This is a genomic window from Bacteroidota bacterium, from assembly GCA_018698135.1.
Lineage (GTDB): Bacteria > Bacteroidota > Bacteroidia > CAILMK01 > JAAYUY01 > JABINZ01.
In genome coordinates this window covers 1-19068 of sequence record JABINZ010000021.1, presented here as the reverse complement: position 1 = coordinate 19068, position 19068 = coordinate 1, and the positions used below count along the sequence as shown (strand labels likewise).

Below are 19068 nucleotides of genomic sequence, written 5' to 3'. Positions count from 1 at the left end.
TGTTACTTTTGAAGTACTAAAATTGTTATAATGAAGAGACTTTTTCTACTAAGCTTAACTATTATTCTTTTTATTTCAAGTAATGCTCAAGAGATCTATCATGATCTGAATGTGCACATTGATATCAGCAATCAAAGCATGGAGGTGGAAGATGATATACGGATAAATAAATCCTTATATACTGATACGAATGAAGTCTTTTTTTATATCGGCAAAGTTTTTACGATTTCAAATGCCGGAGAAAATAGAGCCATTGTTGAGATTCCTTCCGAAAATCCAAAACTAAGGAAATTTAGTGTTTTAATTCCAGATACATCTTTGGAAACATCTACTTTCACATTACACTATTCAGCGAAAATTGCCGCAGAAATATTGGAAAGTGAAAGTGATTATGCACGTGGTTTTAGCGAAACTGACGGTATTATTTCTGAAAAAGGAGTTTATTTATCAGGATCAAGTTTGTGGGTTGCTTTTATGGAAAATCAGCTATTTACCTATAAGCTTACCACCAGAATAGATAAGAAATATGGGATAGTGACACAAGGAAAGAGAACCAGTATAAAACCTATGGATGACAATCATGAAATTATTTATGAGTGTCCTTTTCCTATGGAAGAAATATATTTGGTTGCAGGCGAGTGGAAGGAATTTGAACTAGCTGTTGGCAATGTATTGGTTCAGGCTTTTTTACGTGCAGATGACAAGGATTTGGCTGATAAATATTTAGGCGTTACAGCATCTTATTTGAAGCGTTATGAATCTTTGATCGGTCCCTATCCATTTACTAAATTTACTTTAGTTGAAAATTTTTGGGAAACCGGCTATGGAATGCCATCTTTTACTTTGCTTGGCGAAAAAGTGATTCGTTTTCCATGGATACTTCATTCATCTTATCCTCATGAATTATTACATAACTGGTGGGGAAACTCAGTGTATGTTGATTATGAGGGAGGAAATTGGTGTGAAGGAATAACCGCCTATATGGCCGACCATCTTAACAAGGAAATGCAAGGTGAAGGAGAAGTTTATCGTAGAAATACATTGCAAAAATTTACAGATTATGTCAATACCGAAAATGATTTCCCATTATCAGCGTTTTTATCACGAAATAATTCGGCACAGGAAGCAATTGGCTATGGTAAGTCCTTAATGATGTATCATATGCTGCGAAAGGAATATGGAGATGATAAGTTTATTGCTGCATTTCAGCATTTCTACCTGAACAATAAATTTAAAGCTGCTTCATTTGATGATATCAGAAAAAGTTTCGAATTGGTTACTGGAGATAGTCTTGCATTATTTTTCAATCAGTGGGTAAAAAGAAAAGGTGCACCAGCTTTAAGTTTGGAAGGTGTGCGAGTAAAAACAGAAGGAGATATTGAACTGGTTTTTAAATTGGTTCAAACGCAAGCCGAAGATGTATTTGATGTGAGTGTTCCCATTGCTGTATATTGTGCAGGCGATACTGTGGCAAAAATTCATCGGGTAAGAATGACCGAGAGATCGCAGCGTTTTACAATTGCTTGCAATAGTAAGCCACTCAAGATAGAAGTTGATCCGTATTTTGATGTCATGAGAAGGTTAGACAAGAGGGAAGTTCCTGCTTCTTTATCTCGCATGTATGGCAGTGATGATATTGCCATTGTGGTTCCTTTTAACGATCGATTTGCTGAACCTTATTTGGATTTAGCCAACGAATGGAAGAAAAAGTTTTCTACTGAAGGCAAAAAAGTGAGAATACTTTACGACAGGGATGTTAGCAATTTACCTAAAGAAAAAGCCATTTGGATTTTTGGTTATGGAAGCAAGTATACAGTATTTACTAATATTGCAGCTGAACATAAAAAAACCATGAATGAAGATGGCTTAGCAGTTTGGGAAAAAATGGAAAATGAAGGATCAATGATTTATGTGTTTTCGAATCCAGATAATATAGATCAAACTTTCGCTTTTTTTGGTGTACACGATATTGCTGCCATGACACCCTTAACAAGAAAATTGCCACATTATGGTAAATACAGTTATCTGGGATTTGAGGAGCCTCATGCAACAAATAAACTCAAAGGTGTTTTCAATGTTTTAGATTCTCCTTTGTTTTTTAAAATGAAATATGCAAGTGGAACACCTGAAAATACTGCTTCGCTACCCAAGCAAAAAGCAATGATTGATTAACAAAAAAAAAGGCCAAATTATTGGCCTCTTCTTTCCGTTCATCTGGAATCAATCTATGTCTTTTAATAAGTGTTTTCCAACGAAATGCAATTAATTCTTTAGATAAAACGAATAGATCTGAGTGATTTTACGATGAGTTTGCTCTCTATTAAATCAAATTAAAGCGTAAAGATAAAATACAACTAATTGAAATAAAATAGCTTTCGAGGGAACGGTTGCTTTGGTCAAGGAAATGTAAGTTGTTAATGAGGGAACAGTAGAGCTTATTGTTTTGAAAGACTTTTATTTGCTTGTTAAAGGGATGGTGATTTTTATTTTGTAGCCATCTAAATTCTCATCTTCATCTAACACATTAACAAATTGTCGATCTGGCAAGTTAAATATTACCTGTAATCGATCGTTCACCAATTTATTTCCTTTACCCGAAATAGGCATTTTCTCATCATGTATTCCTTTGCCATTATCCTGAATAACAAATTGAATGTCTTCATCGAGTTTTGAAATATGAATTCGGACTAAACCTTCTTCTATCTGCTGAAAGCCATGTTTAATCGAATTTTCAACAAAAGGTTGAAGAATCATTCCGGGGACCTGAATTCTGTCACCATCAAGCTGCTCATCGACTTCCAATTCAAATCGAATTTTGTCTCCAAATCGCATTTTTTCAATTGCCATATAGTTTTTAACTCGTTCAAGTTCGCGATTTAAGCTTACAAAAGTCTGGTCAATATCATCAATATTAAGACGGAGCAATCGGGCAAAACTTTTTATATATTCATTCACAATTTTTGGTTTGCCAACATTAACCAAGTATTGCAAGGAGTTGAGTGAGTTGAAAACAAAGTGGGGATTAATTGAAGCAGAAAATGCCTTGAATTTAAATTCGTTTATTTGTTTTTCATAATTTCGGTTTGCAGCTTCTCTTTTCTTAATTCTCTTTATCCGTAGAATAGTGAGCATAAATCCTAGAAGCAGAACCACTACAACAATAAATATTTTTGCAAACAATGTTTGCCATAAATACGGAGCTTTATCCAACGTGATGGTTATTGGTTTTGACCATATCAATCCGGAGTTGGTACAACAAATTTCAAGTTTATAATTTCCAGGATTCTGAAGCAATAAATCAATGTTTTGAGATTTTGAGTAAATCCATTTAGCATGATTGATTCGATAGCGGTAATTTATATTTTTAAAATGGAATAAGGCCAAAGCGGCATATTGAATGTTATAGGATTTCGTATTTGCAGTTAAATCAATTTTTATATCTTCCTGAATTACTTTTTCGTTGATGATAATATAGGGTTTAGGAGTTTGCTTTAAATTAGTATAAATGTCTTTTAAAGCTACGTAATGGAGCCCTTTTGTCGTGCCAATCCATAAATATCCATAAAAACTATCATAATCTAAACTGGTTACTTCTTGCGACATTAATCCCAAAGATTGATTGAGAAGAATCTCATTTTCCGGAGTTTTAAGTAATAAACCAGATTTGGTGGCGATAAAAAATAAGTTCGTATCAGGTATAAAGGCAATATCAGTAAATGTTAAGTTGTATTTTTTTCCAATATTTTGTTTCCACAATTTGTTGCGTTTTAATTTAAAAATATTTTTTGGGGTCACCACCCAGGTATTAGCCATATAATCATTCTGAATTTTCAATACATTGATATTGCTAAGTTTAAGCATATCGTGGTTCGTAGGTAATGAAGATGCATAAAGACCCAAATTGCACCCTATTAGTAAATGGTGTGAATCTTTAAAAATTACATTTGTCCGAATATCCGGTGCAAATTTAGGCAGCATGCTATATTCAGTAAATTGAAATCTATAGAAGTTTTCAGCATGCAGATTTGGTTTATAATAGGCAACATGATCCCAGGCTGCGAAGTAAATAATCGAATCGGATACTAAGTTACATGTTGACCGAACAAAAATTATATCCGTGTTTGCTGCAGATTTTTTGGTTTTTTTGTTTAAACCATGAACAACAGTGGAGACAGTATATTGTTTGATTTCTGGCGAGTAGTTAACATCCCAAATATAATGTTGAGCATATTTGTCATCCGATAAAATCAGTGTTTTTTGAAAACTATCGTAAATCATTAAACCCTTTGATGTACCTGCTACCAGTTTTCCTTTTTGATTGCTTGCTATATCAGTAATATGTAAAGTGCTATTTGTTTGATCAGTTAAGTTATGAAAGAGTTTTTGTGAAATGCAAAATATGCCGTCTCCATAGGTTCCTACCCAAATATTTTTATTTTCATCAGAAATAATAAATGTTGCCGCCTGTTTAAATGAAATAATATTGTTTATTGATTTGGCATTCAAATCATACACAAACAGACCTTCTTCTTTGATTTCAAAATATATTTTATTGTCTTCATCAGGTAAAATGTTGCCGATTTTTTGATCTTCTTTTACACTAAATATTTTTTCAAAATGCTGAACATCAAGACTTTTGTAGACTGCATTATGGGTGGTCACATAAAAAACACCTTTAAATGCGAAACAAGCTGTTAATTGGCTGTTTAAATCATTGGCTTGGAGTTCAATTCTGCGATCGGGATGGTATTGATAAAGATTGGAATTTACCAAAGAGTAAATCTTGGATCGAAAGGTAGTAAAAGGTGAAAAAGCTTGTTGGTTGGGTAAGATAAATCGCTGATCGTCTATTTCAAATTTATTTGACGTTTTATTAATGTGGTAAACATATCGATTATGATAGCTATATAGTTCATTATTGTTTTGAAAGATGTGATCGAAGCAATAGTTTCCAATTTTATAACGCATAAATTTAATCGCTGAATCGGGATGAGATATGAGTATTTTATTGTCACAAGTGGTTGCCATCACACTTCCGTCACTATGCTTATAAAGTGAAATAATGGATAGGTTTTTATACTCCCCAAAATAACTGACTGGGCTAAATTCACTTCCATTAAATTGAACGATACCATTGTCGGTGGCAAACAGCAATAAACCATCAGCAGCAAACTCCATATCGTAAACAATGTTACTGGCTAAATGTTCATTATTAATATAGTGATTTACTGCTAGATTTTGAGCAATTGAATTTTCAAAAGATAATACGCTTAGAAAACAACTAATGATTATGTGTGTTGATCGCATAATATCTCATTCTGTTGACAAAATCTTTGAGCCGGTTGCGTGCTATGGCTAACTGCTTTTCATTACTCATAATAATGAAACCACCATCTTTGTAAGAAAATTCTTTGATATGATTGAGATTGATCAAATGTTTTTTATGGATTCGATAGAAATTGCTATAATTCAAGAGGTTCTCATAATCTTTCAATGTTTTCGATACCAATAATTGGCCTCCATTAAAATTAACCTCGGTATAATTATCTTGTCCTTCCAAATAGATAATATCATCTAATAGCAATACTTTAAAGCCCGATTGTATGGTAAACAATATTTTTTCTTTGCTATCATTGCTTTTGTCATCATGCGACTTAAATACTGCTTTTCGAACAGCTTCTTTTAACTCATCCTCATCCAATGGTTTGAGTACATAATCGATTACATCTTGCTTCAAGGCTTGTATGCCATATTCTTTTTCGCCAGTAACTACAATCACGCTAAAGTTGCGTTCCTTTATTTCTTCCAATACTTCCAGTCCACTTTTGCCAGGAATATTTATATCCAGAAAAATAAGGTCAGGCGATTTTAGTTTGATTTCATCTAGTGCTGATTGTGCAGAATCAGCATATCCAACGATATCAATTTCAGGACAATGCTCTGTTAATATATGTGCCAAATTCTTTTGACAGAATTCCTCATCGTCAATTATTATGGCTTTAAGCAGATGCATGCTATTGAGGTTTGGCGCTTATTTATGGCAGATTAACGTAAGATATTGTGATTTGTTGCAGCAAATTAAATTTAGGCTTGAAATGACCTAAAGTGCTTCATAAACTGAACGCGTTCGTAAGCAGCAGGGTCAACAGCTCTTGATTGGCTTAATTTTCCTTTGAAATCTGATATGCTATTGAATTCCTGTTCTTTCATGAAAATTTCAATTTCATTGAGAAATTCACCAATGTATGAATTTCCATTCTTATAAATTGCTGAAACGACCTGTACCACATTGGCACCAGCTAAAATTTGCTTGATAGCAGCTTTGCCATCATGAATACCCGTGGAGGCAGCAATGTCACAATTGATTCGCTCTGCCATAATTCCTACCCATCTTAATGATATCGGTAAGTCATTTGAATTACTCAAAACAAATGATGGGATAACACTTAAGTTTTCAAGGTCAAAATCAGGACTGTAGAAACGGTTAAACAAAGTAAGACCTTGAATGCCGGTATCCGCTAAATTTTGTATCATTTGAGCCAGATTGGAAAAATAATAACTGATCTTTAAACTGATGGGTAATGTTGTGTGTTTTTGAACCTCTTCAATTATGTCAAAATACAGTCTTTCATTTTCTTCTCCTGTACGGTTCATATCCGAAGGAAGAATAAATGCATTTAATTCCAAGGCATCGGCACCTGCATTTTCAATTTCTTTGGCAAAATAGGTCCATTTTTGTGCTGAAACGCAATTAATGCTGGCAATAATAGGAATGGAGACTGCTGCTTTGCTTTCACGAATTAATCGCAAATATTTTCGCACACTATCTTCAACTGGAAATTCATCCATATAATCGAAAGTTTCAGGATACACCACGGCTCTTCCGGTCATGTTGTGTGTTCCTTCTTCCATTTCATAAATGATCTCTTCTTCAAAAAGCGATTTAATTACTACGGCTGCAGCACCATTTTTTTCTAATTCAACTATTTTTTCTACCGAGTCAGTTAATCCTGAACTACCTATAACAATTGGATTTTTTAGTTCTAATCCTAGATATTTTACTGTTAAGTCTAACATATAAATTGATTTTAACGATTTTACTTATTAATTATAAAGGCCATACTTGTTTGTTGAGAGGATTGATCCTCAAATTTCAGTATATAATAACCATTTGCCAAATTAGATATATCTAATTTGATCATATAACCTATTGAATTATCGAATTGTTTGAAATAGTGTTGTTTACCACTAACATCTACAATCGAAAATTGGGCATTTTCTACTAGTTGATCAAATTTTACAACTAAATAATCCTTGGCAGGATTTGGGAAAAGCTGCATAGATGAAAAATGTTTTTCATTGATAGCTAAATTACCCCACAATCCGTTTTCATTCACAATACTAATTTGATTAATAGGGATATCTGTTACTTTGGTATAAGTAGTTGGATTTGTTTGCCAGCGAACGACTACAGAATCAATTTTATTATTTGTACCCAAACCAAAATTTGTAATGAAGGGTTGTTGTCCGGCAAAATGCCCGAATCCAGCCTTAATTTCTCGAGTTTGTTGAACTCCTCCTGCCCAAACAGTAATCCGGTTGCCAATGCCACTCAAGTTTGAACCAGCAGGTGAAAAAAGTTTGATCCCCACCCAGTTGTTGTTTTGACCAATTTTATTTTCAATAAGGGTAACTGTGTTTTTTGGGGTGAAAGTACCATCTCCATGGGCTATTAGTATATCATCGTCTCCATCCAAATCAAAATCAATTGGTTGAATGGAACTAATTTCTTTGTATTGATCATCAGGATAAATGATTTTAAGTTCGCTTGAAATATCCTGCATTTCATTATCTGCATCTTGAAGGAGAAAAAATAATCTGCGGTTGTAAGCATATCCACCGCTACCACTTACAATGTCTAACCTCATATCGTTATCAAAATCAAACCAAGCTGCATCATAATCGCCAATATGACTTGGACGGGGAGGATCTCGATGTATTTTGTCTAAAGCCCAATCCAAAGAATAGTTTTCAGAGGCTCCTTTATTGATTACTAATGTTGACCGTCCTTCTCCATTTGCAAATCCACCATGTACCAGCACATAGTAAAAATCCATGTCGCCATCATTGTCATAATCAGCAGGCTGAGTGGCCCAGGTGCAGAGATGCTGTCCTCCATCTCCATTTAATTTTTGTGTATTGAATCCAACTTGTGAAGCCACATCAGTGAAACGACCACTTCCATCATTGGCCCATAAACTACCGCTGCTTCGACAATAAGGTGCGGTGGCAATATCCATCCACCCATCATTATTCCAATCCGTAACATTAGATCCATACAGCGGAAATACGTTGGTTTTTATCTTTCCCCAAAAACTTTCATCTGTAAAGGTTCCATCTCCATTACCTTTTAATAAATAACTGGAAGTCATGCCATTGCTGCCACCATTATCCAGATTTTTTTTATAATCATCAAACCAAGACGCAAGAAAAAGATCAATATTTCCATCTTTATTGTAATCCAGAAAGGAGATGCCGCCAATATTGACTAAACCCTCATCATGCCCACTATGAGGGCCAATTTTGTTTAATCCACTTCCTTCAAACAGATCAAATCGTCCGTTTCCTCTATTAAGCATTAGTTCAGTTCTGTCTCCGGGATCCAATGAATCAGGATGGTAATACTCCCATCGGTGGTAGTATATACTGGTGATAGCATCTACATCCCCATCATTGTCAACATCAGCAAATGCAATGTTATCAACTATGCGCCCGTGTTCACCATTTCGTTTTAAATCAAGCATCGACCAGGCAGTTGTGTCAACAAAATATCTTTCAGTTGGATCGGATGAACCTGGTTTTTGAACATTCATGTAAAGGGATACTTGCCCTTTATTCAAATTTGCATAAACAAATATCAAGTCGGGATAATCGTCATTATTAACATCCGTAACGTAAACATAAGAAGCCTTAGCTGTATCAATACCAACTTCTGTAGAAATATTCTCAATCCAATTTGCTTGTTGAGCAAGCCCAAAGAGTGGCATTAAAAATAGGAAACAAACCAAGTAGAATAAAAAGCGTTTCATCATTTTTTCATAAGTTTTATAATCAAGGTAAAGTTAATGTTTTATATCTTTTTATTTTTTGATAATAGAAAAAGGTTCGAGGCTTTCCAAATGCAAATTATATCAGGTTCTTATGGAATGGACAAATCGATTTCACCTTTAATACATTAATTAGATTTACCTTTGTTGCTCTTAATAACAGGGTTAAATTAATGTTAAATGCGCTATTTTGTTAAATACTGTTTGCTTGTTTTAAGTTTTGTTTTGATCCAATTTTCAGTACAAGCAACTGATTATACAGAACAAATTCGAAATGCTGGTACATCCACCGATTATCCGGGCTCACATGTGCTCACAATTTTTGATCACACCAAAGTAGATGTTGAAGAAAGTGGTTTGGGTTATTTCCGTTTACACCAATTGTTTAAAATACTTGATGAAAAAGGGGCATTGGACATGCGCATTATGAAATTTGCCTATGAGCCCATGAGTGCAAAACTCCAAATTGAAAAAGTAATTATCTATCGAAAAAATGGGAATATAGAAACACTAACAAAAGATAGAATTTATGACTACCCTGCTCCTGGAACTGTGATACTTTGGGGTGCAAGAGAACAAATGGTGGAGATTGGTTGGTTAGAGCCTGGTGATGGTATCGAAATAGAAGTAAGAAAAAAAGGCTATACCTATGCCTTATTGCTTGACGATGCTGACGAGCGATACATTCCTCCTATGCGTGGTCATTATTATGATATTGTTCCATTTTGGTCGGATCAACACATACTCGAAAAATCATATAGATTGAGGTTGCCTAAAAGTAAGAAATTAAATTACCAAGTATATAATGGTGAATTAGAAGTTGAACTGTCTGTAGGTGGAGAAAAGCAAGGATATTCATTTACTTTACGAGATATAAAGCCAATGAAAAGTGAATCCAATATGGTTTCTCCTTCAAATGTGTTTACAAAACTATTAATGACTACTGCACCAAATTGGGAGTCTAAATCGAAGTGGTTTTATGGTGTAAATGAGGATTATGGAAGTTTTGAATCTACGCCTGAAATTGATAAGAAAGTAAACGAGATATTAGTTGGTGCAACAAATGAATTGGATTCAATTTCAAGATTAAACCATTGGGTAGCTGATAACGTCAGGTATTTTGGTTTAAACATGGGAGTTGGCGAAGGTTATACATTGCATAAAGGTGAAATGACTTTTGAGGATCGATGTGGTGTGTGTAAAGACAAAGCTGGTATGTTAGTTTGCATGCTTCGATCAGCTGGTTTCGAAAGCTATGCTGCTATGACCATGGCAGGTAGTAGGATTGAGGATATTCCAGCTGATCAGTTTAATCATTCTGTTACTGCTGTTAAACTGGCAAATGGAGAGTTTATGATGCTGGATCCAACTTGGGTTCCTTTTGTTAGGGAAAATTGGTCAAGTAGAGAGCAACAGCAGAATTATATAATTGGAACAGCCGAAGGTGAAGACTTACAGATTATTCCGATAGCTAATTCTAAAAATCATTTTTACAAGCTACATGGCAATACTGAATTACTGGAAGACGGAACACTAAAAGGAGAACTGAAATTAGTTGCTGAAGGGCAATCCGATGCTGCATTCCGAAGCCAGTTAACAAGAAATCCTTATTCAGAATGGAAAAGTCTGATATCTGCGGAGCTTTATAGAAAATTCCCGAAAATGAATATTAAAGAAATCAGCTTTTCTAATGGATATGATTATTCAAAACCATTTGAAATTTATGTCGATTTCGTTATCCCTGATTATGCCAGATTTTTTGATGGAGATTTAATTTTCACGCCAATAGTTGCTTCGAATTTATTTGAGCGATTTAATTATCATTTGCGAGTGAATTCAAGGTTGGAAAAAAGACAATTTCCTTTTAAAGATGCTTGTTCCAAATATATTGTTCTGGAAGAGGATATTAAAATTCCTGCAGGATATCAGTCTGTTACTGGAGTACATCTTATGTCGATGAAGAAGTATGAAGTAATGGCTGCTAGTTTTGAAGGTGGTATAACTGCTGAAGAAGGGAAACTCAGATTAATTGAAAAAATCAACCTTGAGAAAAGAGTATATGATGTAGCTGAATGGGAATCATTTAGGGATGCGCTAATTGCACAAAAAGAATTAGCCGAGAATAAAATTGTTATCACACAGAAATCAGTTAAGAAATGAAAAGAATAGAGATGAAATATAAGCTATTTTGCTCGAGAGTATTTATGCTGTTGGCATTCTTTACCTTTTTGTTTGCTTTTCACATCCAAGCACAGGAACAGAATGATGCCCGTTACAAAAAAATTGTCAAGGAGTATACGCTTCATGAAGATGGAAGATTTAGCATGAAATACGAACAGGAATTAGAATACCTGAGTTATTATGCTATCCATAGAAAGTATGGCGAAACCAGTGTGATTTATAATCCGAAGGTTCAAAAAGTGGATATTGACTATGCTTACACCATAATGAAAGATGGTAAAAAAGTTGAAACACCTGAAAATGCATTTAATGAAGTACTTCCACATCAAGCTACCAATGCACCAGCCTACAACCATCTTAGAAGGTTAGTTGTCACCCATACAGGTTTAGAAATTGGAGCTGTATCTCATTTATCATATACTCTTACATCAAATAATGAATCTCTTCCAGCATTAATGGGGAAGGAGCGCATTTATCAAAGTGCCCCATGCGATGAGTTAATTATTCGAATTAAGTTTCCCAAAAGTCTTCAAATGACTTTTTCATTAAAAAATATAGGACCTTGGGAGATTGATACAAGTAGCGAGGAGGGATTTAATGTGCATACATTTGCGTTCAATGACTTGCCTGCTTATTCTTTAGAACCTCATCAGCCACATCCTTCTGTTAGCGAGCCTTACTTCCAGTTTAGTAATAAATCGATGAAAGAATTGTATTTCAGCTTTATTTCTCAGAAAGCATTTCGTTTTGAAATGAATGAAAAAATGATGAAATGGGTTGATGATATTGAAGAAAGCTCAGAGGGTCAGTTGCAACTAATTCTGAATCTTCAGGAAAAGATTGCTAACAATATTGCCACTTATCCATTAAGCCTAGCGCATACACAATATAGGGTGCGAACTCCACAGGAAGTTTTTATGTCAAGAGCAGGAACCAAATTGGAGAAAGCAGCATTCATGGTAGCTTGTCTTCAATATAAAGGAATAAAGGCTTTCCCAATCATGGTCTCCTCTCACTATAAAATGGATGAAAATGTTGGTGTACTGGATGCTTTTGATGATTTTGTTGTTAGAATAAATCAGGGTCAAAGCTTTTTATATTTACCCGTAGACTTTGTTCCTGATTTCAATTTGAAATACAGTTTGTCGCGTAAATCATTGGTAGCTATCTATAATGGAATATCGATGTTTGAAATAAAAGAGGAGCCTGTTTTTAACAATTTTGCATCTTTATTTGCTGATATCAGAATGGGAGATAAAGTTGATTTGCTTGCAAAGAATGAAGCTGGTTTCAATCCATGGATTAGGATTATTAAAAACCAAAAAGCTGGATTTAATAATTTATATGCAGGAATTAGTGTTCAGAATAATGAAAAATCAAAAGCAGATGTTTACGAATTAAACTCCTATGCCTCAGAATATGAATTAGATGCTCAACTCAAATCATCCACTATCAGCAAACAGGATAATTATTTCTTTTTGACCTTGCCACACTATAATCTGGGAATAGCATCATGGCACTTAGATATTAATCAGGTTGAACGAAAGACTATGTTTGAGATTCCTTCAAAAGCAAAGGAAGAGTACGATTTCAAAATAAAACTCAACAAAGGGGATTATTTTTCAAAGAAGAAATACACTGTTGTTAAAAATAACAATGTAGGTGAACTAACCATTGACATTAAATTGAAAAGACGGAAAGCTCATATTAAAAAAAGCATTGTTTTTAACCGAACATTATTGAATAATGAGGATTATCTGCATGTTAGAGAAATGATGATTTTGTGGAATTCAGAGGAGTTCAATACATTGATTTATAAAAAGAAATAAACAAAAGATGGGATTATTTGACGTCTTTAAAAATAAAGAACAAAAACTAGAAGCTGCCCAGAAATTGGAGCAAAGTTTAGAGAAAACTAAAACCACTTTGTTTTCCCGATTGGGTAAAGCTTTAGTAGGCAAATCCAAAGTAGATGAATCTTTTCTTGATGAATTGGAAGAGATTTTAGTATCATCTGATGTGGGTATTGAAACAACTGTCAAGATTATTGAACGTCTGGAAAAGCGAGTTTCAAAAGATAAATATTTGAATGCTGCTGAATTAGATTTAATTTTAAAAGATGAAATTCAGCAATTGTTATGTGAGCACGATAAACCTGAGATCACTGATATTTCAAGCATAGATTCAATCAAACCTTATGTTATTATGGTTGTTGGTGTAAATGGAGTTGGCAAAACAACTACTATTGGGAAATTAGCGCATCGATTTACTACAATGGGTAAAAAAGTCATGATTGGTGCCGGGGATACTTTTCGAGCAGCTGCTATTGATCAGATAAAAATTTGGGGTGAACGCTCTGGAGTGCCGGTAATAAGTCGTGAAATGGGCAGTGATCCTGCATCGGTTGCTTACGACACAGTTCAGTCTGCTATCGCAAAAGACATCGATGTGGTTATTTTAGACACTGCTGGCCGATTACACAATAAGGTGAATTTAATGAACGAATTGGAGAAGGTTGATCGAGTCATCAAAAAAGTAATTCCCGATGCTCCTCACGAAACGGTTCTTGTTTTGGACGCTTCAACTGGTCAAAATGCTATTGAGCAGGCTAAGCAATTTATTAAGTCAACGAAGGTGAATACTTTGGCCATTACTAAATTAGATGGAACAGCAAAGGGTGGGGTTGTTATAGGTATTGTTGATCAATTTAAAATACCAATAAAATATATAGGAGTAGGCGAAAAAATTGAGGACTTACAACTTTTTGATAAACGGGTTTTTGTCGACTCATTATTTAGCTCATAAGAAATTCGATGCATACAAATCCTGCTAAAAATATCAGAGTTAATGTTTTTACATTTGGTTGTGCTAAAAACACCTATGATTCGGAGGTGTTGCTTGGGCAGCTGAAATACAACAACATAGCCGTAGTTCATGAAGAGGAATTAAAGGTTAATGATGTTGTAATTGTTAATACCTGTGGTTTCGTGAATGATGCTAAGCAAGAGTCAGTAAATTCTATTCTAGAATTTGTTGAAGCGAAAAATCAGCATCAAATCAAAGCTGTTTATGTAATAGGTTGCCTTTCAGAGAGATATAAGGCAGATCTGGAAGCCGAAATACCAGAAGTAGATTCGTATTTTGGTGTGCATAGCATAGAAGAAGTTGTTGCCACATTGGGTGGACGTTTTAAGAAAGAGATTCTGGGAGAACGTTTACTAACCACTCCTGCACATTATGCTTATTTAAAGATTTCTGATGGCTGCAACCAAAAGTGTTCTTTTTGTGCAATCCCGGGAATAAAGGGAGTACATAGATCTGTTCCAATAGAAGAACTAGTAGCTCAAACGGAGGCTTTGGTTCAAAGAGGAGTGAAAGAGATCATTCTAATTGCTCAGGATACAACTTATTATGGACTTGATATTTATGGAAAACGAAGGCTTGCAGAATTATTGACCTTACTGTCTGATATTAAGGGTCTTGAATGGATTCGTTTACAATATACTTTCCCCACAAATTTTCCAAAAGATGTTTTTGCGGTGATGGCTTCGAGGTCTAATATTTGTAATTATATAGATATTCCTTTGCAGCATATTTCGAGTCATCTCCTTAAAAAAATGAAGAGGGGAATCAATAAAGAGAAAACGATTGAATTAGTCAAATCAATTCGCAAGAGTCTGCCCGGTGCGGCAATTCGGACTACTTTTATTGTAGGTCATCCGGGAGAAAGTGAAGAGGATTTTGATGAATTGTATGAGTTTATTAAAGAGATAGAATTTGACCGAATGGGTGTGTTTACCTATTCCCACGAAGAAGGTACCGAATCGTTTAGAATGGACGATTCTATTCCCGAAGTTGTCAAAGACGAGCGAGCCAATATTTTGATGGCCTTGCAGCGGGATATATCGCTAAAAAAGAATCGAGATAAGGTTGGTACAGAAATTCGTGTTTTAATTGATAGAAAAGAAGGTGATCATTTTGTTGGGCGAACAGAAATGGATAGTCCAGAGGTAGATAATGAAGTATTAATTAACACGAAAAACAAGCTTAATATTGGTGATTTCTATACAGTTCGCATACAATCGGCAACAGATTATGATTTAGAAGCTGAGTTATAAAGAGTATATTTTTGCAAACAGAATTATTTCTAAATAGGTTAATAAGTTTCGTTGAGAAAAATCAATTATTTTCTGCGAAGGATAAATTATTAATCGCCACAAGCGGGGGAATTGATTCCATCGTTCTGTGTGATTTGATTAGAGAAGCTGGTTTTCAATATGCTATTGCCCATATGAACTTTCAGCTTAGAGAAGAAGAATCTGACTTAGACGAACAGTTTGTTAGAGAATTAGCTGAAAAAAATAAAGCTGAATTCTATTGCTCACAAGTTGGCTGTCGATCATATGCCAAGCAAAATGGAATTTCAATTGAGATGGCTGCCCGAGAACTTCGTTATCAATGGTTTGACGAGTTAGCAAAGTCAAATAATTTTCAGTTTATTTTAACTGCTCATCACAAAAATGATCAAACAGAGTCCATATTATTAAACATAACAAGAGGCACTGCCTATCAAGGATTTCAGGGGATTAAACTCAAATCAGGGAATATCGTAAGACCCTTATTATTTGCCGATAGAGAAGAAATTGTGCAATATGCTAAAGAGAGAAATCTGGTATTTCGATTCGATAAATCAAATGATGATGTTGATTTTAAGCGTAACAGAATTCGAAAAAATGTAATACCACAACTAGAAATTATTAATCCAGATATACACGATACCGTTTCGCGTAATGCTATTCTATTTCAAAAATATTCAGACTTTATAAGCCATCATTTAGAACAAAGAATTCAAAAGATTAGTCGAATAATTGACAACAAATTATATATTGATTTTGAGCAAATTCAATACGATGCATATTATGAGTTATACTTGTATGAGATCCTTAGAATATATGGATTTACAAGCATGCAAATTAAAAGTATTACCTCTTCAATTTCCATGCAAACGGGTAAGAAATTTTATTCTAACACACATGTGCTTCGAGTAAATAGAGATCAATTCGTGATTTCAAAGAGCAGCTCTCAAAATCGATTGGAAATAACTGTTAATAAGGAAGATGAGATTGTATCAATACAGTATGCGACAATAGCGTTTTCTGTCATTAGACATAAGGAAATTGATGATATTAAGAATCCATATCATGCCTATCTCAATTTCGATGAAATTAGTTTCCCTCTTACTATTCGAAATTGGAGAAAAGGAGACCGCTTTATACCTTATGGGAATAAGGGCATTAAAAAACTGAGCGATTATTTTATTGATCAGAAAATTGAATCTGGTGAAAAGAACAATATCATTTTGCTTGTTTCAGGAGATGATATAATTTGGGTTGCACCACACCGAATTGATGAAAGATATAAAGTGTCTTCAAATTCAAATAGAATTCTTAAAGTTGTACTAACACGAAAATAATAAACATGAAAAAAATAGCACTATTGCTTAGCGTTTGCTTTCTAATTACGTTGAATACTGTTGTTGCACAGGAGGAAAAGACGTTTGTAACTAAATATGATGTAAAAACAACTCCAGTAAAAAATCAAAGCAGATCAGGTACTTGCTGGGCATTTGCCGGTATTTCATTTGTCGAAACTGAATTATTGCGCATGGAAAAAGGCGAATATGATTTGTCAGAGATGTATATAGTTAGAAACGTTTATCCTATCAAAGCCGATAATTACATCCGCATGCAAGGAAAAGCAAATTTCTCAGCAGGAGGTCAGGGCCATGACGTAATAAATTCGATTAAACTATCTGGCTTTGTGCCTGAATCGGTATACCCAGGTCTTAATTATGGGAAAGACTATCATGATCATAGCGAATTGGATGATTATTTAAGTTTATTAACCAAGGAAGCTTTAAGCAAAAGGCTAAAATCAAAAAGCACCTTTTCAGATGAGTTAATTATTGCCACTTTGGATGAATATCTTGGTAGCCAACCAAAAGATTTTACATACAAAGGCAATTCCTTCACAGCCAAGTCTTTCTTTGCATCAACTGAGTTTAATACAGATGATTACATCGAAATCACATCCTATAATAATTATCCTTATTATGCTAATTGTGTGCTTCAGGTTCCTGATAACTGGTCTTTTGATTCCTATTTAAATGTTCCTTTGGACGATTTAATGACAATTATGGAGCATGCATTGAAAAATGGATACTCAATATGTTGGGATGGAGATGTTAGTGGGAATTTTGATCGCAAAACAGGATTAGCTCAACTTCCTGATGAAACAACCGAAGTGACTCAAAAAATGCGTCAAACGGCATTTGATAAATTTGAGTCTACTGATGATCACTTAATGCATATTACAGGTCTGTCATTAGATGAAAACGGAAGGAAATATTATATTACAAAAAATTCCTGGGGAACAGAACACCGCTATAAAGGTTTTTGGTATATGAGTGAGCAATATCTCAGGATGAATACGGTTGCTATATTAGTTCATAAAGAAGCTCTTCCTGAAAAGATTATTAAGGAAATTGACTTTATGAATTAAATAGTTGTCGTAAACGTAATTTTTGCATCATACTTGCTTCTTGAGAACAAGTCTAAACAACCTTGTTGGAAATGCTTAGTTTGGGTTATTGTTAATTAATAATCAAGAAGATAGATCTCGTATTTTAATTTAGGGTTATTTTCCCATATGTGGAAAAACTCAATATTATACAACATGTTTAATGATCACATTTTCAGCGACAAATGTTGTTTAGTATTAATGGTACAATGATTGGGTTATGTTAGCTACCTGGTTAATTTAAAATTGAAAGATGAAGAAAATTTTAATCCTACTAATCATATTTGTTTCTGGAATTATCTCAATCACAGCTTCTGCACAAGGAGCTATCGAGGTCAACCCTTATTCTGTCAAGCTTGACGGAAGTAATGATTATATCAGTGCTGCAAATCATAGCAGTTTAAATCCAACGGCTAATATTTCCATTGAAGCATGGGTGTATTTAGATGGTTTTCAGTACTATACATCTGTTGTTGAAAAGGCTGCCAGAACACCAAACAAAGGATATACATTGCAAATTATTTACAATACCATTTGGTTTACTTTATATCATGCCAGTGGCCAAAAACAGATTTACACCAGCTCACAGCTATCACAAAATTCATGGAATCATATTGCCGTAACATATGACGGTACAGATGCAAATATCTACGTCAATGGAAGGCTAGCAAAAACAGCTACTTTTGGCACCATTTCAATTGTAAATACGACTGATAGTTTATACATTGGACAAGACCATACTTCACCAACTCCTACCTTTTTTAAAGGAAGAATGGATGAGATTAAAATATGGAATGTGGCTTTAACTGCAGATCAGATTTACTCCAGAATGTATCGCAGAATACTATATGATGAGGTAATAGGTAATAGCTTTTATAATAACTTAGTTGCCTACTGGAAATTTGATAAGTCATCAGGAATACAATTGAGTGATTCTTCTAAAAAAACAAATACAGCCTTTTTAGTTAATTCAGCTAGTAGAGATACCATTACAGCACCTATTTCTTATGGAAACAACGGGCTATATTTTGATGGTGTTAATGATTATGTTAATATCAGCTCAAATAATTTGCAGCTTATTAATCAGTTTACTTTTGAAGCATGGATAAAACCAAGTTCGTTTGGTGATTATGAGCCTGTTTTGGATAGGAAATTGACAATACCAACTGCACCGCCTATTACACAGGGATATTCCTTGTCG

General features: G+C 34.4%; 12 protein-coding genes. 8 read left to right on the top strand and 4 right to left on the bottom strand.

Going from position 1 to position 19068, the window contains the following annotated elements; all coding sequences use genetic code 11:
- Positions 1 to 30 precede the first annotated feature (30 nt).
- Positions 31 to 2172, top strand: coding sequence for a hypothetical protein (locus HOG71_01600; GenBank protein MBT5989523.1), 2142 nt, complete (start codon positions 31 to 33; stop codon positions 2170 to 2172).
- Positions 2173 to 2454: 282 nt separating this feature from the next.
- On the opposite strand, the gene HOG71_01595 is transcribed toward HOG71_01600, so the two are convergent.
- From HOG71_01595 to HOG71_01580, 4 genes are all read right to left on the bottom strand, one after another.
- The gene (locus tag HOG71_01595) at positions 2455 to 5307 is read right to left on the bottom strand and encodes a histidine kinase (GenBank protein MBT5989522.1); all 2853 of its coding nucleotides are present in this window, start codon (positions 5305 to 5307) and stop codon (positions 2455 to 2457) included.
- Positions 5282 to 6013, bottom strand: coding sequence for a response regulator transcription factor (locus HOG71_01590; protein ID MBT5989521.1), 732 nt, complete (start codon positions 6011 to 6013; stop codon positions 5282 to 5284). The genes HOG71_01595 and HOG71_01590 overlap by 26 nt, the downstream gene beginning before the upstream one ends.
- Positions 6014 to 6084: 71 nt before the next feature.
- Complete coding sequence (locus HOG71_01585) at positions 6085 to 7077, bottom strand: dihydroorotate dehydrogenase-like protein (GenBank protein MBT5989520.1); 993 nt, start codon at positions 7075 to 7077, stop codon at positions 6085 to 6087.
- A gap of 20 nt (positions 7078 to 7097) precedes the next feature.
- Positions 7098 to 9092, bottom strand: a complete 1995-nt coding sequence (locus HOG71_01580) for a T9SS type A sorting domain-containing protein (GenBank protein ID MBT5989519.1) — start codon at positions 9090 to 9092, stop codon at positions 7098 to 7100.
- Between the two features lie 195 nt (positions 9093 to 9287).
- On the opposite strand from HOG71_01580, the gene HOG71_01575 reads away from it, so the two are divergent.
- The 7 genes from HOG71_01575 to HOG71_01545 form a co-directional block, all read left to right on the top strand.
- Positions 9288 to 11267, top strand: coding sequence for a DUF3857 and transglutaminase domain-containing protein (locus tag HOG71_01575; GenBank protein ID MBT5989518.1), 1980 nt, complete (start codon positions 9288 to 9290; stop codon positions 11265 to 11267).
- An 11-nt stretch (positions 11268 to 11278) separates the two neighbouring features.
- Complete coding sequence (locus HOG71_01570) at positions 11279 to 13117, top strand: DUF3857 domain-containing protein (GenBank protein MBT5989517.1); 1839 nt, start codon at positions 11279 to 11281, stop codon at positions 13115 to 13117.
- Between the two features lie 7 nt (positions 13118 to 13124).
- Positions 13125 to 14093: a signal recognition particle-docking protein FtsY gene (gene ftsY, locus HOG71_01565; GenBank protein ID MBT5989516.1), complete on the top strand. Its 969-nt coding sequence runs from the start codon at positions 13125 to 13127 to the stop codon at positions 14091 to 14093.
- 8 nt (positions 14094 to 14101) lie between these two features.
- Entirely contained in the window at positions 14102 to 15406 is a 1305-nt protein-coding gene (gene rimO / locus HOG71_01560; protein ID MBT5989515.1) for a 30S ribosomal protein S12 methylthiotransferase RimO, read from the top strand.
- A gap of 11 nt (positions 15407 to 15417) precedes the next feature.
- Positions 15418 to 16761, top strand: a complete 1344-nt coding sequence (gene tilS, locus HOG71_01555) for a tRNA lysidine(34) synthetase TilS (protein MBT5989514.1) — start codon at positions 15418 to 15420, stop codon at positions 16759 to 16761.
- Positions 16762 to 16766: 5 nt separating this feature from the next.
- Positions 16767 to 17849, top strand: coding sequence for an aminopeptidase (locus HOG71_01550; GenBank protein ID MBT5989513.1), 1083 nt, complete (start codon positions 16767 to 16769; stop codon positions 17847 to 17849).
- 271 nt (positions 17850 to 18120) lie between these two features.
- The coding region (locus HOG71_01545; protein MBT5989512.1) for a hypothetical protein at positions 18121 to 19068 on the top strand (948 nt) is incomplete at its 3' end.

Coding starts and splice junctions, on each gene's coding strand:
- HOG71_01570 (MBT5989517.1), top strand. CDS start 11,279: ATGAAATATAAGCTATTTTGCTCGAGAGTATTTATGCTGTTGGCATTC.
- rimO (MBT5989515.1), top strand. CDS start 14,102: ATGCATACAAATCCTGCTAAAAATATCAGAGTTAATGTTTTTACATTT.
- HOG71_01600 (MBT5989523.1), top strand. CDS start 31: ATGAAGAGACTTTTTCTACTAAGCTTAACTATTATTCTTTTTATTTCA.
- HOG71_01580 (MBT5989519.1), bottom strand. CDS start 9,092: ATGATGAAACGCTTTTTATTCTACTTGGTTTGTTTCCTATTTTTAATG.
- HOG71_01590 (MBT5989521.1), bottom strand. CDS start 6,013: ATGCATCTGCTTAAAGCCATAATAATTGACGATGAGGAATTCTGTCAA.
- HOG71_01595 (MBT5989522.1), bottom strand. CDS start 5,307: ATGCGATCAACACACATAATCATTAGTTGTTTTCTAAGCGTATTATCT.
- HOG71_01575 (MBT5989518.1), top strand. CDS start 9,288: ATGCGCTATTTTGTTAAATACTGTTTGCTTGTTTTAAGTTTTGTTTTG.
- ftsY (MBT5989516.1), top strand. CDS start 13,125: ATGGGATTATTTGACGTCTTTAAAAATAAAGAACAAAAACTAGAAGCT.
- HOG71_01550 (MBT5989513.1), top strand. CDS start 16,767: ATGAAAAAAATAGCACTATTGCTTAGCGTTTGCTTTCTAATTACGTTG.
- HOG71_01585 (MBT5989520.1), bottom strand. CDS start 7,077: ATGTTAGACTTAACAGTAAAATATCTAGGATTAGAACTAAAAAATCCA.